Genomic DNA, 14,626 nt, shown 5'->3' with positions numbered 1-14,626 from the left:
AGCGTCCGCCGGAAGGGGCTGCATCCATGAACGACGCCGCGACCGTCTGGGACGCCGTGCACGCCGAACGGCGCCGCCTCGTCGCCGATCTCGACGGGATCTCCGAAGGGCGGTGGCAGACGGCGTCCCTGTGCCCGGGGTGGACCGTGCACGACGTCGTGGCGCACCTCGTCGACTCCGCCACGACGACGAGGTGGGGCTTCGTGCGCCAGATGGTGAGGGCCCGCTTCGACTTCGACCGCGTGAACGACCGCGGGGTGGCGCGGCACCGAGCGGCCGACCCGCGGCGCACCCTGGCGGCGCTCCGCGCGGTGACAGACCGGACCGACACTCCTCCCGGTCCGCTGGCGACTCGGCTCGTGGAGGCGTACGTGCACGGCGAGGACATCCGCCGACCGCTCGGGATCGGGGCGTCCTACCCAGCGGAGCGGGTCATGCAGGCGCTACGCTACGTCGCCCGGACGGGAGCGTCGTTCGGTGGCGGGCGAGAGCGCGTCGACCGCCTGCGCCTCGACCCCGTGGACGCCGACGGGAGCATCGGTGACGGGCAACCGGTCCGGGGCGCGGCGATCTCGTTGCTGCTCGCGGCGTCCGGACGACCGGTGGGCGCCGACGAGCTGACCGGCGGCGGGGCCGGCGTGCTGGCCGGACGCCGCTGACGACGGCAGCTTGCGCGGCTCGCTATCATCGGAGCACAGGCATCGACCCGGCCATCACCGGCGAGCCTCCGGAAGAACGGGGCGACACGGCGCTCCCAGTAGAGCCGGACGGGTAGGCCCGTCACAGCCGTCAACGAGCGGCGGACCTCGATTCTCGACGAGACGGGTCCGCAAGCGGGGTGGTACCGCGGCACGGCCCGCGGCGTCCGGACCGGACGCAGCGAGCGCCGACGTCGTCCTCGTGCAGCAGTGCCGTCGTCGTACCACCGTCGCTCGTCCCAGGAGCCCACCCATGGCCTACCCGTTGCACCGCTCGGTCCCCTCGCCCGCCGGCACGCCCGGCGAGGCGTTCGGCATCCCCGCCTCGCCCCGCCTGCCCGCGATCGAGCAGGACGTCCTGGCCTACTGGGAGGCCGACGACACGTTCCGCGCGTCGGTGGCCAGGAACGACGCCGGAGCCGACGGCGAGAACGAGTTCGTCTTCTACGACGGCCCGCCCTTCGCCAACGGGCTGCCGCACTACGGCCACCTGCTGACGGGGTACGCGAAGGACGTCGTGCCGCGCTACCAGACGATGCGCGGCAAGCGGGTCGAGCGCCGGTTCGGCTGGGACACCCACGGCCTTCCCGCCGAGCTCGAGGCGATGAGCCAGCTCGGCATCAAGACGAAGGACGAGATCCTCGAGCTCGGCATCGAGACGTTCAACGACGCGTGCCGCAGCTCGGTGCTGAAGTACACCTCCGAGTGGCGCGACTACGTCACCCGTCAGGCACGGTGGGTGGACTTCGACGGGGACTACAAGACGCTCGACCCGACCTACATGGAGTCGGTCATGTGGGCGTTCGCGGAGCTGTACCGCAAGGGCCTGGTGTACTCCGACTTCCGGGTGCTGCCGTACTGCTGGAACGACCAGACGCCGCTGTCCAACCACGAGCTGCGCATGGACGACGACGTCTACCAGAACCGCCAGGACCCGGCGGTCACGGTGGGCTTCGAGGTCACGTCGGTGCCCGGCGGCGGCACGGACGTGGTGCGCCCCGGCGACAAGCTGCTCGTGTGGACCACCACCCCGTGGACGCTGCCCTCCAACCTGCTCGTCATGGTCGGCGAGGACATCGACTACGTCGTCGTGGAGTCGGCGTTCAGCGGCTCGACCGAGCGGTACGTCCTCGCCGAGGCGCGGCTGGGCCACCACGCCCGCGAGCTGACCGACGAGGGTGCCGAGGAGCCGCGCGTCGTCGGCCGCCTGACGGGCGCCGACCTGCTGGAGGCCGCCTACCGCCCGCCGTTCTCCTACTACGAGGGTCGCGAGCGCGCGCACCGTGTCGTGGCGGCGGACTTCGTCACCACCACCGACGGTACGGGCCTGGTGCACTCCGCCGGCGCCTTCGGCGAGGACGACAAGATCGTCTGCGACCGCGAGGGCGTCGCCTCCGTGATGCCCGTCGGGGCCGACGGGAAGTTCACGCACCCGGTCGACGAGTACGCCGGGCTGCAGGTGTTCGACGCCAACCTGCCGATCATCGACCACCTCAAGGCGCGCACCCGGGGCGAGGCTGACGCCGGGTCGGTCACGACCGGCACGGTGCTGCTGCGCCGCGAGTCCTACGACCACTCCTACCCGCACTGCTGGCGCTGCCGCCAGCCGCTGATGTACATGGGTGTGTCCTCGTGGTTCGTGGAGGTCACCAAGGTCAAGGACCGGATGCTCGAGCTCAACGAGCAGATCTCCTGGACGCCGGACCACATCCAGCACGGCCAGTTCGGCAAGTGGCTGGAGAACGCCCGCGACTGGTCGATCACCCGCAACCGCTTCTGGGGCTCCCCGGTGCCGGTGTGGCAGAGCGACGACCCGGCCTACCCGCGTACCGACGTCTACGGCTCGTTCGCCGAGATCGAGCGCGACTTCGGCCGCCTGCCGCGCAACGCCGCCGGCGAGCCGGATCTTCACCGCCCGTTCGTCGACGACCTCACGCGCCCGAACCCCGACGACCCGACGGGCCGCTCCACGATGCGCCGGGTCGAGGACGTGCTCGACGTCTGGTTCGACTCCGGCTCGATGCCCTACGCGCAGGTGCACTACCCGTTCGAGAACCGCGAGTGGTTCGAGCACCACTACCCGGGCGACTTCATCGTGGAGTACATCGGCCAGACCCGCGGCTGGTTCTACACGCTGCACGTGCTGGCGACCGCCCTGTTCGACCGGCCGGCGTTCCGCACCGCCGTCTCGCACGGCATCGTGCTGGGCTCGGACGGGCGCAAGATGAGCAAGTCGCTGCGCAACTACCCGGACGTCTCGGAGGTGTTCGACCGAGACGGCTCCGACGCCATGCGCTGGTTCCTCATGGCGTCGCCGATCCTGCGGGGTGGCAACCTCGTCGTGACCGAGGACGGCATCCGCGACGCCGTCCGCCAGGTGCTGCTGCCGCTGTGGAGCACGTACTACTTCTTCACCCTGTACGCGAACAGCGCCACGGGCGGGGCCGACGTCGAAGGGTCCGGAGCGGGCTACGCCGCGCGGCCCGTCGCGCCCGATCGCGTGGCCGGGCTGCCGGCGCTCGACCGGTACCTGCTGGCGCGCACGCACGACGTCGTGGGCACGGTGACGGCGCAGCTCGACGCCTACGACATCTCCGGAGCGTGCGAGTCGGTGCGCGAGCACCTGGACGTGCTGACCAACTGGTACGTGCGCACCCAGCGGGACCGGTTCTGGGCCGAGGACGCCGATGCCTTCGACACGCTGTACACGGCGCTCGAGGTGCTGTGCCGCGTCATGGCGCCGCTCGCGCCGCTGCTGACCGAGGAGATCTGGCGCGGCCTGACCGGTGGCCGGTCGGTGCACCTCGCCGACTGGCCCACGGCGCAGAACACCCCCGCCCTGGTGGCCGACGACGCGCTCGTCGCCGCGATGGACGAGGTGCGCGCCGTCGTGTCCACCACGCTGGCGCTGCGCAAGGCGAACCAGCTGCGGGTGCGCCAGCCGCTGTCCCGACTCACGGTGGCGGTGCCGGACCCGGCGGCGCTCGCCGACTACACGGCCCTGCTGACGGGCGAGCTCAACGTCAAGGCGGTGGACCTCGTGACGGCCGACGCCGACGCGTCCGAGCGGTTCGGCATCACCGAACGGCTCGCCGTCAACGCCCGCGCGGCCGGACCGCGCCTCGGCCGGGGCGTGCAGGCCGTCATCAAGGCCGCCAAGTCCGGTGCGTGGCACGTCGCGGACGGGGTCGTGGTGGTGGCGACCGCCGACGGCGAGGTCCCGCTGCTGGAGACCGAGTACGAGCTGACGACCGTCGTCGGGCAGGAGGCGGGCGAGAACGTGGCCGCCTCGGTGCTGCCGGGCGGCGGGTTCGTGGTCCTGGACCTGGCGCTCGACGACGCGCTGCGCGCCGAGGGGTACGCCCGCGACGTCGTCCGCGACGTCCAGGACGCCCGCAAGGCGGCCGGTCTCGAGGTGAGCGACAGGATCGACCTCGCCCTCGACGTCCCGGCCGGGCACGTGGCCGACGTCGAGGCGCACCGTGGGCTGGTGACGCGCGAGACGCTGGCCGTCACGCTGACGGTGACCGGCACCGACCGCGGCGACCGCGCGGTCGCCGTCACGAAGCACGAGGGAGACGCATGAGCGACGCGAAGAAGGCGAAGGCCGCCGAGCGCAAGGCCGCCCGGGATGCGGTGGAGGACGCTGCCGCCCGCGAGGACCTGGAACGCGTCTACGCCCACATCGTGTCCCGGGCCCCGGAGCACGACGTGTCGCCGACGATCGACCGGGTGGCTCGGCTCCTGGAGCTGCTCGGGGACCCGCAACGGTCCTTCCGGGCCATCCACCTGACGGGTACCAACGGCAAGTCGTCGACGGCGCGGATGGCCGAGCGGCTCGTGCGCGAGCACGGCCTGCGCACCGGCCTGTTCACCTCGCCGCACCTGACGAGCGTCACCGAGCGCATCTGCGTCGACGGCGAGCCGCTGAGCGCGGCACGGTTCGTGGAGGTCTGGGATGACGTCTTCCCCTACGTGCAGGTCGTCGACAGCGAGCTCGAGGAGTCCGGCCAGTCCCGGCTGAACTTCTTCGAGGTCCTCACGGGGCTGGCGTTCGCGGCGTTCGCGGACGCCCCGGTCGACGTGGCGGTCCTCGAGGTCGGGATGGGCGGCACGTGGGACACCACGAACACGGTGGACGCGGAGGTCGCGGTGATCACGCCCATCAGCGTCGACCACGAGAAGTGGCTCGGCTCGACGCCGGCCGAGATCGCCGAGGTCAAGTCGGGGATCATCAAGGCGGGGGCGACGGCCGTCGTGGCGGAGCAGCGGCCCGAGGTCGACGAGGTGCTCGCTGAGCGGGCCATGTCCGTCGGGGCGCGGGTGCTGCGCGAGGGCGTCGACCTCGACGTGGTCGCGCGTCAGATCGCCGTCGGCGGCCAGCTGGTCTCCCTGCGCACGCCGCTGGCGACGTACACGGAGATCTTCGTTCCGCTGCACGGGGCGCACCAGGCGCACAACGCGCTGCTCGCCCTGGTGTCGGTGGAGCAGATGCTGGGTGGGCGGTCGCTGGACGGGGGCGTCGTGGAGACGGCCTTCGCCGGCGTCTCGGTGCCCGGTCGCCTCGAGCTGCTGCGATCGAGCCCCACCGTGCTCGTCGACGCTGCGCACAACCCGCACGGTGCCGAGGCCCTGGTCGCGGCCCTGGACGAGTCGTTCAGCCTGCGGGCCGTGGTCGGCGTCGTCGGGGTGATGGCGGACAAGGACGCCGAGGGCCTGCTCGCGGCGCTGGAGCCGGCGCTGTCGCACGTGGTGCTGACGCGCAACTCCTCGGAGCGTTCCGCCGACCCGTTCGCCGTGGCGGAGGTGGCCCGCGAGATCTTCGGCGAGGACCGGGTGCACACCGTCGAGCGGCTCGACGCCGCGCTGCAGGTGGCGACCGACCTTGCGGAGGCGGACGACGTCGTCGGCGTCGGCACGGGCACCGGTGTGGTGGTGACCGGCTCGGTCATCACCGTCGCCGACGCGCGGATCCTGCTGGGTCGCGGCTGACGGTCGGGTCGTCGCGCGGCCCGGATGCTGCGGGGGTCGTCCTGCGGGTGTTGGATGGGCCCAGGGACGACCGAAGGGGATGGTCCGAGTGAAGAAGCTGCTGGACGACCCGGCACAAGCCGTCACGGACTCCTTGCGGGGGTTCGCGCAGGCGCACGTCGACGAGGTGACGCTGCACGAGGACCCGACCTTCGTGCAGCGCGCGGGGGGGACGCCGCCGGGTCAGGTGGCCGTGGTCAGCGGCGGGGGCTCGGGCCACGAGCCGCTGCACGCCGGGTTCGTCGGCGCGGGGATGCTCGACGCCGCGGTACCGGGGGCGGTGTTCACCTCGCCGACCGCCGACCAGGTCGCCGCGGCGATCATCGCCGCGGACGGCGGCGCGGGAGTGCTCGCGGTGGTGAAGAACTACACCGGCGACGTGCTCAACTTCGAGACGGGCATCGAGCTGGCCCAGGCCGAGGGCGTCGAGGTCACCAGCGTCGTGGTCAACGACGACGTCGCGGTGGAGGACTCCCTCTACACGGCCGGACGACGCGGCGTCGCGGGCACCCTCGCGGTCGAGAAGATCGCGGGGGCGGCGGCCGCCCGGGGCGACGACCTGGCCACCGTGACCGCGCTGGCCGAGCGGGTGGTGTCCGCGGTGCGCTCGATGGGCGTGGCGCTGACGGCCTGCACGGTGCCGCACGTGGGCCGGCCGAGCTTCGACCTGGAGGACGACGAGGTCGAGGTCGGCATCGGGATCCACGGCGAGCCGGGCCGGCACCGTGTCCAGGCCTCGGGGGCCAGCGACATCACCCGGCGTCTCGTCGACCCGGTCGTGGAGGACCTGGAGCTCGTGGCGGGGGAGCCGGTCCTGCTGTTCGTCAACGGCATGGGCGGCACGCCGGCGAGCGAGCTGTACGTCGTCTACGCCCGTGCTCGCGAGCTGCTGGCCGAGCGGGGGGTGGAGGTCCGGCGCTCGCTGGTCGGCAGCTATGTCACCTCGTTGGAGATGCAGGGGGCGTCGGTCACCGTCATGCGCCTGGACGAGGAGCTGACCGCGCTGTGGGACGCCCCGGTCCGGACGACGGCGCTACGCTGGTGAGCGTGCTGGACGTCGACTGGGCAGAACGTTGGATGCACGTCGCCGCCGCGGACGTGCGGTCCGCCCGGGACGAGCTGACCGAGCTCGACCGCCGGGTGGGCGACGGCGACCACGGGGTCAACCTCGACCGCGGGATGCAGGCGGTGGCCGCCCGGCTCGACGACCCCTCGCTCCCGCGCCGCGAGACGGTCGGGCAGGTGCTGCACCTCGCCGCCACCACCCTCATGTCGACGGTCGGCGGGGCGGCCGGGCCGCTCTACGGGACCGCTCTGCTGCGGGCCTCGAAGGTGACCGACCGCACGGTACTCGGGCCCTCCGGTGTGGTCGCCCTCGTCGAGGCGGCGCTGGAGGGCATCGTCGCCCGTGGCAAGGCGTCCCCGGGCGAGAAGACGATGGTCGACGCCTGGCAGCCGGCGGCCGAGGCGACCGAGCGTGCGGCCGCCACCGGCAGCGGGACCGACGAGGACGCGGTCGACGTGCTGCGGGCGGCGGCCGAGGCGGCGTCGGCCGGCGCGGAGGCGACCGTCCCGCTCGTCGCCTCCAAGGGCCGGGCCTCGTACCTGGGTGAGCGCAGCGCCGGTACCGAGGATCCCGGGGCGCGCTCGACCGCGATCCTCCTGGCCGCGGCCGTCGGCGCGGCGAAGGGACCCGGCGCGTGAAGGTCGGCCTGGTCCTCGTCGCGCACTCGGTCCGGCTCGCCGAGGGAGTGGCGGAGCTCGCCGGGCAGATGGCACCGGACGTGGTCGTGCGGTGTGCGGCCGGTGACGTCGACGGCGGCCTGGGCACGTCGCTGACGCGGGTGCAGGAGACGTTGGCCGGCGCGCTGGCCGAGGCCGACGGGGTCGTGGTCCTCGCGGACCTGGGCTCGGCGGTCCTGACGGTGGAGTCGGCGTTCGAGCTGGACCCGGACCTGCCGGGGCGCACCCGGTTCGTCTCGGCCCCGTTCGTCGAGGGGGCGGTCTCCGCGGCGGTGACCGCGCAGCAGGGCGCGACGCTCGACGCCGTCGCGGAGGCCGCCGAGGCCGCGGTGCGGTCCATCGGGCCGGAACCCGTCCTGCAGCTCGTCGAGGCGGACACGGCCGGGACGGCGGACTGGCCGGCGGTCGCGGCGACGCGGACGTCGGGGGAGGCGGTGCCCGTGCCGGGGCCGACGTCGTCGGGAGCCGCGGACGAGGTGAGTGTGACCGTCGCCGTGCGCAACCCGTTGGGTCTGCACGCCCGGCCAGCGGCGGTCGTCGCGCGCGCGGTCGCCGACCTGGGCGCGCCGGTGACTGTCGAGGGCGCCGACGCCACGAGCGTGCTCCAGCTCATGTCGCTCGGCACCTCGGCGGGTGACGTGGTGCGGGTCACCGCTCGCGGTCCGCAGGCGGAGGCGGCCGTCGCCGTCGTCGTCGGTCTGCTGGAGGGCGGCTTCGGCGAGGTGTGAGGCAGACCACGCGAAATTGCAGTTGATGCAAACTTGCAGTGGATGCATGAGTTTCGGGTGAACGCCCCCACCTCGGACGGCCTCGGCCTGCGGGCGCGCAAGAAGCGCGCCCGTGCCGACGCCATCGTCGACGCCGCACAACGCCTCGTGCTCGCCCACGGGTTCGACGCGGTGACCGTCGAGGCGATCGCCGAGGCGGCCGGGATCTCCCCGCGCACGTTCTTCAACTACTTCGAGTCGAAGGACGACGCGGTGCTCGGCCAGGGGTCCTTCGACCTCGATGCCGGGTTCCGCGGCGAGTTCGTCGCCGGCGGTCCGACCGGGCGGCTCACCGCCGACCTGGAGATCCTCGCGACGGCCCTGCTCGGGGCCGTGGCCGGCTCCGCGCCGGACGCACGCACCGGTCGTCGAGGCCCGTGGACTGGGCCGGGATCGCCACCATGGCCGTGGCGACCACGGGCATCGTGCTCGTCACCAGCTGGGAGTCGCTCGCCGAAGGCGGCTACGACTGGTCCGACGGCCGCCTCGTCGGTCTCGTCCTGCTGACCGCAGCGGCCATCGGCGCCTTCGTCCTGGTCGAGAACCGCGCCGCCGAGCCGCTGGTCCCGCTGCGCCTGTTCAAGAACCGGACGTTCACCATCACCACGCTGATCGGGCTCGTGCTCGGCATGGGCCTGTTCTCCGCCATGGCGATGCTGCCCACCTTCCTGCAGGTGTCCACCGGCGCCGGGGTGACCGAGTCCGGCTGGCTCATGCTGCCGATGTTGGCCGGCGTCATGCTGACGTCGATCGTCTCGGGGTTCGCCGTGGCGAGGTCCGGGCGGTACAAGGCCTACCCGGTCGTCGGGCTGGCCGTGGTCGCCGTCGGCATGGTGTCGCTGACCACCCTCGCGGGCGACACGTCCATGTGGGTGTTCGGGGCGATGATCTTCACGCTCGGCGCCGGCATGGGCCTCGTCATGCAGGTCGTGGTGCTCGCCGTGCAGAACGCCGTCGACCCGAGCGAGCTCGGGACCGCGACCAGCGCGAACAACTTCTTCCGCGAGGTCGGTGCCTCCATCGGCGTCGCGCTGTTCACCACCATCTTCACCTCCCGCCTCACCGACAACCTCGGTACGGTCTTCGCGGGCGTGCCCGGGGCGGCCGACGCCGGCACCGAGGCGAGCCTCACGCCCGCCATGGTCGCCGAGCTGCCCGAGCCGCTGCACACCGGCGTCATCGACGCCTATGCCGACGCGCTGGCCCCGTCCTTCTGGTACCTGGTGCCGCTGGTGCTGGTGGGCTTCGTCCTGGCGCTGTTCCTGCCGGTCATCAAGCTCTCCGACGTCGCCGGGATGGTCGCGCGCGGCGAAGCCGTCGAGGACCCGGCCAAGGTGGCGGCGCGTGAGCCGGCCGGCGTCGGGCACGGGACCGGCGCTCCGACGGATATCGTGGACCGGTGAGCAAGAAGGACGACCGCCCCCGCCCCGGCGAGACGATCAAGCCCCGCAAGCCCGCCACGGTGCAGTTCACGGCCACGGTGCTGCAGCTGGAGGCGTTCGCCGTGCTGTTCGCGGCCCTCGCGCTGTACGGGTTGCGGGGCTCGGCGTACGAGCGCGGTCCGCTCGTCCTCGACTCCACGGCCGCGCTCTGGACGGTGGCCGGGGTGCTCTTCCTGGTGCTGGTGGTGCTCTCGAGGATGGTGGCGCGCCCCGGCGGCTACGTGGCCGGGACGGTCGCCCAGGTGCCCGTGCTGGCGATGGGTCTGCTGCTGCCGATGATGTTCCTGGTCGGGGCGATCTTCGTGGCGATGTGGGTGGTCTCGTTGCGGCTGGGCGGACGGATCGACCGCGAGCGCGCCGCCTACGACGCCGCCCACCCGGAGACGGCGCCGAACACCTGACCGGGCCGGATAGTGTTGGCGGCATGACCGACGCAACAACCCCCGCACCCGAACGCACCCTCGTCCTCGTCAAGCCGGACGGCGTCCGCCGCGGCCTGTCCGGGGAGATCCTGCGGCGCATCGAGGCCAAGGGCTACACGCTCACCGCCGTCGAGCTGAAGCGGGCCACCCCCGACCTCCTCGCCCAGCACTACGCCGAGCACGAGGGCAAGCCGTTCTACGCCCCCCTGGTCGAGTTCATGCTCTCCGGGCCCGTCCTGGCGGTCGTCGCCGAGGGCCAGGGCGTCATCGCGGGCTTCCGGTCGCTCGCCGGTGCCACGGACCCGACGGCGGCCGCCCCGGGCACGATCCGCGGCGACCTCGGCCGCGACTGGGGTCTGAAGGTGCAGCAGAACCTCGTGCACGGCTCGGACTCGCCGGAGTCCGCCGAGCGCGAGATCGCGCTGTGGTTCCCCCAGCCCTGACCAGCCCCTCCTCGCTGTGGGTATGAAGAGTGCCGCCCTGGACCCGTCCAGGGCGGCACTTCTCATACCCACACCAGGTGGCGGCGGAGCCGGTCCAGATGCGCAGGATCCGGCCCGGCGCCGGATACCCTCGGCACGTGCACCTCAAGACGCTGACGCTCCGGGGCTTCAAGTCGTTCGCCTCGGCGACGACGCTGAACCTCGAGCCCGGCATCACGTGTGTGGTCGGGCCCAACGGCTCGGGCAAGTCGAACGTCGTGGACGCCCTCTCCTGGGTGATGGGGGAGCAGGGCGCCAAGTCGCTGCGGGGCGGCAAGATGGAGGACGTCATCTTCGCCGGCACCTCGGGCCGTCCGCCGCTGGGCCGCGCCGAGGTCTCGCTGACCATCGACAACACCGACGGTGCGCTGCCGATCGAGTACACCGAGGTCACGATCTCGCGCACGCTGTTCCGCAGCGGCGGCTCGGAGTACGCGATCAACGGCAGCTCGTGCCGTCTGCTGGACATCCAGGAGCTGCTCAGCGACTCGGGCATCGGCCGGGAGATGCACGTCGTGGTCGGCCAGGGCCAGCTCGACCAGGTGCTCCGTGCGACCCCGGAGGACCGTCGTGGCTTCATCGAGGAGGCCGCGGGCGTCCTCAAGCACCGCAAGCGCAAGGAGAAGGCGCTGCGCAAGCTCGAGGCGATGGCCGGCAACCTCGCGCGCCTGACCGACCTCACCACGGAGCTGCGCCGCCAGCTCGGTCCGCTCGGGCGGCAGGCCGAGGCGGCCCGCAAGGCGCGGACCGTGCAGGCCGACCTGCGCGACGCCCGCGCCCGGCTGCTCGCCGACGACCTCGCCCAGCTCGGCGCCCAGCTCGAGCAGGAACGGGCCGACGAGGCCGCCCTCGCCCGCCGTCGGTCCGCGGCGGAGCAGGAGCTCGACGCCGCCCGGCAGCGGCTCGCGCGTCTGGAGGTCGCGGCCTCCGCCTCGACGCAGGCCGCGTCACGGGCCGCCGACACCTTCCACGCGCTCGGCGCCGTCCGGGAGCGGTTGCGCGGCCTGGCGTCCCTGGCCGACGAACGGGTCCGGCTGCTCGGGACGGCCGAGCCCGAGCACCGCGGCCAGGACCCTGACGAGCTGGAGGCCCAGGCCGAGCGGGCCAGGGCGTCGGAGACCGAGCTGCAGCACGAGGTCGAGATCGAGCGGGGGCGCCTCGACGACGCCGTGACCGCGCGCACCCGCACCGAGCAGGAGGCGGCCGCCGCGGAGAAGGAGCTCGCCACGCTGCTGCGGGGTGCCGCCGACCGCCGCGAAGGGCTGGCCCGGTTGTCCGGGCAGGTCGCGGCCCGGCGCAGCCGGGTCGAGGCCGCCGACGCCGAGATCGAGCGCGTGCAAGCCGGCCTGGCGGCGGCGGAGCGCCGGGCCGAGGAGGCGGCGGGACGATTCGCGGAGCTGGAGCGCGAGGTCTCGGGCGCGGAGGCCGGTGAGGAAGGGCTCGATGCCGAGCACGAACGCGCCGTGGCGGCGCTGGTCGAGGCACGGGACACCGTCGAGGGGCTCGAGGAGCAGCTCGCGTCCGCGGAGACGGACCGGGCCACCTGGGCGGCGCGCGTCGAGACCCTCAGCCTGAGCCTGGACCGCAAGGACGGCGCGGGGGCGCTGCTCGCGGCCGACCCGGCCGGCGTCCTGGGTTCGGTGGCCGCGCTGCTCGGCGTCGAGGCGGGCTACGAGGAGGCGGTCGCCGCCGCCCTGGGCCCGCTCGCCGACGCCGTCGCGGTGGAGAGCCTGGAGGCCGCGGTCGACGCGTTGCGCCTCCTGCGTGACGACGACGCCGGTCGCGCCGGTCTGGTCGTGGGCGGGCCCGACGGCGGTGCCCCCGAGGAGACCGACGTCCCCTCGGGGGCACTGCCGCCCGGTGCGCGTCGGGCGACGGACGTCGTGACCGTCGCCGGCGACGCCGCCGGGGCGCTGCGTGCCGTGCTGGCCGGCGTGGTCGTGGTCGAGGACCTCGCCCAGGCCCGCGCGCTCGTCGCCGAGCACCCGGGCGTCGTGACGGTGACCCGGGCCGGGGACCTGCTGGCGGCGACGCGGGCGTCCGGGGGATCCGCGGGCGCGCCCAGCGTCCTGCACCTGACGAGCGCGCTCGACGAGGCCCGGGCAGGCCTCGACGACGCCGTCGCCCGGGGCGACCGCGCCCGCACCGGCCTGGCGTCCGCGCGCACCGAGCTGGAGGCCGCGCAGGCGCGCCACGACACGACGCTCGAGCGGCTGCACGAGTCCGACGCCGCGATGGCGGCGGTCGCCGAACAGCTCGGCACGCTCGGCGCCGCACGTGCCAACGCCCAGACGGAGGCCGAACGTCACCGGAGCGCGCTGGCCGAGGCGACCGACCGTCGTCGGGCGGACGCCACCGAGCTCGACGCGCTCGTGCGACGACTGGAGGTGGCCGAGAGCCAGGACTCCGCGGACGCCGCGGAGCTCGACGTGGCGGCGGCGACGACGGCGCGGGACGCGGCCCAGGAGGAGGCGACCGCGGCACGCCAGACCGAGACCGAGGCCCGGCTGTCCCTGCGCACCGCCGAGGAGCGGTCCCGGGCCGTCTCCGGGCGGGCCCAGGGGCTCGCGCGGGCCGCCGCCCAGGAGCGGCACGCCCGGGAGCAGGCCGCTGCGCGAGCACGGCGCCGGGCCGCCGAGGCCGACCGGGCCGCCGCGGTGCGCACGCACGTCGCCACCGCGCTGGAGGTGCTGTCCCGCTCGGCGGAGCGCGCGGCAGCCGAGCGTGCGGCCGCCGAGGCCGACCGCGACGCGCAACGCGTCGAGGTCGACGCCGTGCGAGGGGACGTGGACCGGCTCGCCGGGGAGCTGCGCGACCTGACCGACGTGGCCCACCGCGACGAGGTGGCCCGTGCCCAGCAGGTCGCGCGCCTCGAGCAGCTGCACGCCCGGGCGGTCGAGGAGCTGGGGACGGACCCCGAGGCGCTGGTGGAAGAGTTCGGCCCCCACCGGGAGGTGCCGGTGCCGCGGCCGCCCGACGCCGCCGAGGAGGACCCGGACCCCGAGCCCGTGCCGTACGCGCGAGCCGAGCAGGAGAAGCGTCTCGCCGCGGCGGAGCGCGCGCTGAGGCGGATCGGGACGGTGAACCCCCTGGCGCTGGAGGAGTTCGCGGCCCTGGAGGAGCGGCACCGCTTCCTCACCGAGCAGCTGGCGGACCTCAAGGGCTCCCGCGAGGACCTGCTGCAGATCGTCGCGGAGATCGACGAGCGCGTCCAGCAGGTGTTCGCCGAGGCGTACCAGGACACCGCCGCACAGTTCGAGCGGGTGTTCTCCCGGTTGTTCCCCGGTGGGGAGGGCCGGCTGGTCCTCACCGAGCCCGGCGACCTGCTCACCACGGGGATCGAGGTCGAGGCCCGTCCCGCCGGCAAGAAGGTCAAGCGGCTGTCGCTGCTCTCCGGCGGCGAGCGGTCGTTGACCGCCGTGGCGTTCCTCGTGTCGATCTTCAAGGCCCGGCCCAGCCCGTTCTACGTGATGGACGAGGTGGAGGCCGCGCTGGACGACGTCAACCTCGGCCGTCTGCTGGAGATCTTCCGCGAGCTGCAAGAGGACTCCCAGCTCGTGGTCATCACGCACCAGAAGCGCACCATGGAGGTCGCGGACGCGCTCTACGGCGTCACGATGCGCGGCGACGGTGTGACCACCGTCATCTCGCAACGCCTGCGCGAGACGGCGGAGGCGGGGTGACAATGGGTGCCATGGCTCTCGTCGTGTGGATTCTCGTGTCGTTGCTGGTCGCGGCGGCCGTCTTCCTCGTCGCCAACGTCATGGAGAAGCGCGACGACGACGACGTGCGTGGTGTGCGCGCCTTCCTGCGCGACTTCCGTGCAGGGCTGAGCCGGGGCCGGCGCACCGCGGCGCCCGAACCCGTGGACACCGACATGGACGCGTTCTTCGCGGGAGCGGTGGAGGACGCTCCGGCGTACGTCGACGCCGACGAGCTCTCCGACGTGCTCCAGCGGGCCCAGGACCGGGTGAGCACGCCGTTCCACGGCACCCCGCGCGCCGACGGGGGCAGACCGCGCGGCTGAGGCTCCTCGCACCG

At 73.6% G+C, this 14,626-nt stretch carries 12 protein-coding genes; all 12 read left to right on the top strand.

Translation table 11 applies throughout. The features are described from left to right. Positions 1-26 precede the first annotated feature (26 nt). A complete protein-coding gene (locus UQW22_RS17055) occupies positions 27-659 on the top strand; it encodes a maleylpyruvate isomerase family mycothiol-dependent enzyme (RefSeq protein ID WP_407318342.1) in 633 nt (210 codons plus the stop codon). Positions 660-951: 292 nt separating this feature from the next. Beyond that, on the top strand, positions 952-4,284 hold the full coding sequence (gene ileS / locus UQW22_RS17050; RefSeq protein WP_407318341.1) for an isoleucine--tRNA ligase: 3,333 nt from the start codon (positions 952-954) through the stop codon (positions 4,282-4,284). Next, complete coding sequence (locus UQW22_RS17045) at positions 4,281-5,690, top strand: bifunctional folylpolyglutamate synthase/dihydrofolate synthase (RefSeq protein ID WP_407318340.1); 1,410 nt, start codon at positions 4,281-4,283, stop codon at positions 5,688-5,690. Before ileS ends, UQW22_RS17045 begins: the two co-directional genes overlap by 4 nt. Positions 5,691-5,778: 88 nt before the next feature. Further along, complete coding sequence (gene dhaK, locus UQW22_RS17040; protein WP_407320846.1) at positions 5,779-6,774, top strand: dihydroxyacetone kinase subunit DhaK; 996 nt, start codon at positions 5,779-5,781, stop codon at positions 6,772-6,774. Between the two features lie 32 nt (positions 6,775-6,806). Further along, positions 6,807-7,433 carry a dihydroxyacetone kinase subunit DhaL gene (gene dhaL / locus UQW22_RS17035; RefSeq protein ID WP_407320845.1) on the top strand — a complete coding sequence of 209 codons (627 nt, stop codon included), beginning with the start codon at positions 6,807-6,809 and terminating at the stop codon, positions 7,431-7,433. Continuing rightward, on the top strand, positions 7,430-8,200 hold the full coding sequence (gene dhaM, locus UQW22_RS17030) for a dihydroxyacetone kinase phosphoryl donor subunit DhaM (RefSeq protein WP_407318339.1): 771 nt from the start codon (positions 7,430-7,432) through the stop codon (positions 8,198-8,200). Before dhaL ends, dhaM begins: the two co-directional genes overlap by 4 nt. 57 nt (positions 8,201-8,257) lie before the next feature. Beyond that, a complete protein-coding gene (locus tag UQW22_RS17025) occupies positions 8,258-8,746 on the top strand; it encodes a TetR/AcrR family transcriptional regulator (RefSeq protein ID WP_407318338.1) in 489 nt (162 codons plus the stop codon). Next, on the top strand, positions 8,641-9,642 hold the full coding sequence (locus UQW22_RS17020) for an MFS transporter (RefSeq protein WP_407318337.1): 1,002 nt from the start codon (positions 8,641-8,643) through the stop codon (positions 9,640-9,642). Before UQW22_RS17025 ends, UQW22_RS17020 begins: the two co-directional genes overlap by 106 nt. Next, positions 9,639-10,082, top strand: coding sequence for a DUF4233 domain-containing protein (locus tag UQW22_RS17015; protein WP_407318335.1), 444 nt, complete (start codon positions 9,639-9,641; stop codon positions 10,080-10,082). Before UQW22_RS17020 ends, UQW22_RS17015 begins: the two co-directional genes overlap by 4 nt. 23 nt (positions 10,083-10,105) lie before the next feature. After that, positions 10,106-10,546 carry a nucleoside-diphosphate kinase gene (ndk, locus tag UQW22_RS17010; protein WP_407318333.1) on the top strand — a complete coding sequence of 147 codons (441 nt, stop codon included), beginning with the start codon at positions 10,106-10,108 and terminating at the stop codon, positions 10,544-10,546. A gap of 137 nt (positions 10,547-10,683) precedes the next feature. Then, positions 10,684-14,268, top strand: coding sequence for a chromosome segregation protein SMC (smc, locus tag UQW22_RS17005; protein ID WP_407318332.1), 3,585 nt, complete (start codon positions 10,684-10,686; stop codon positions 14,266-14,268). Positions 14,269-14,279: 11 nt separating this feature from the next. Next, positions 14,280-14,612, top strand: a complete 333-nt coding sequence (locus UQW22_RS17000; protein WP_407318331.1) for a hypothetical protein — start codon at positions 14,280-14,282, stop codon at positions 14,610-14,612. Positions 14,613-14,626: the final 14 nt, after the last annotated feature.

Origin of the sequence: Isoptericola halotolerans, from assembly GCF_045689585.1 — a bacterium.
GTDB lineage: Bacteria > Actinomycetota > Actinomycetes > Actinomycetales > Cellulomonadaceae > Isoptericola > Isoptericola halotolerans_B.
This window is presented reverse-complemented; position numbering and strand designations above follow the sequence as displayed.

Bases quoted from the DNA above. Each gene is read 5' to 3' on its own strand.
- UQW22_RS17055 (WP_407318342.1), top strand. From the start codon at position 27: ATGAACGACGCCGCGACCGTCTGGGACGCCGTGCACGCCGAACGGCGC.
- UQW22_RS17000 (WP_407318331.1), top strand. From the start codon at position 14,280: ATGGCTCTCGTCGTGTGGATTCTCGTGTCGTTGCTGGTCGCGGCGGCC.
- dhaL (WP_407320845.1), top strand. From the start codon at position 6,807: ATGCACGTCGCCGCCGCGGACGTGCGGTCCGCCCGGGACGAGCTGACC.
- ndk (WP_407318333.1), top strand. From the start codon at position 10,106: ATGACCGACGCAACAACCCCCGCACCCGAACGCACCCTCGTCCTCGTC.
- UQW22_RS17020 (WP_407318337.1), top strand. From the start codon at position 8,641: ATGGCCGTGGCGACCACGGGCATCGTGCTCGTCACCAGCTGGGAGTCG.
- UQW22_RS17045 (WP_407318340.1), top strand. From the start codon at position 4,281: ATGAGCGACGCGAAGAAGGCGAAGGCCGCCGAGCGCAAGGCCGCCCGG.
- ileS (WP_407318341.1), top strand. From the start codon at position 952: ATGGCCTACCCGTTGCACCGCTCGGTCCCCTCGCCCGCCGGCACGCCC.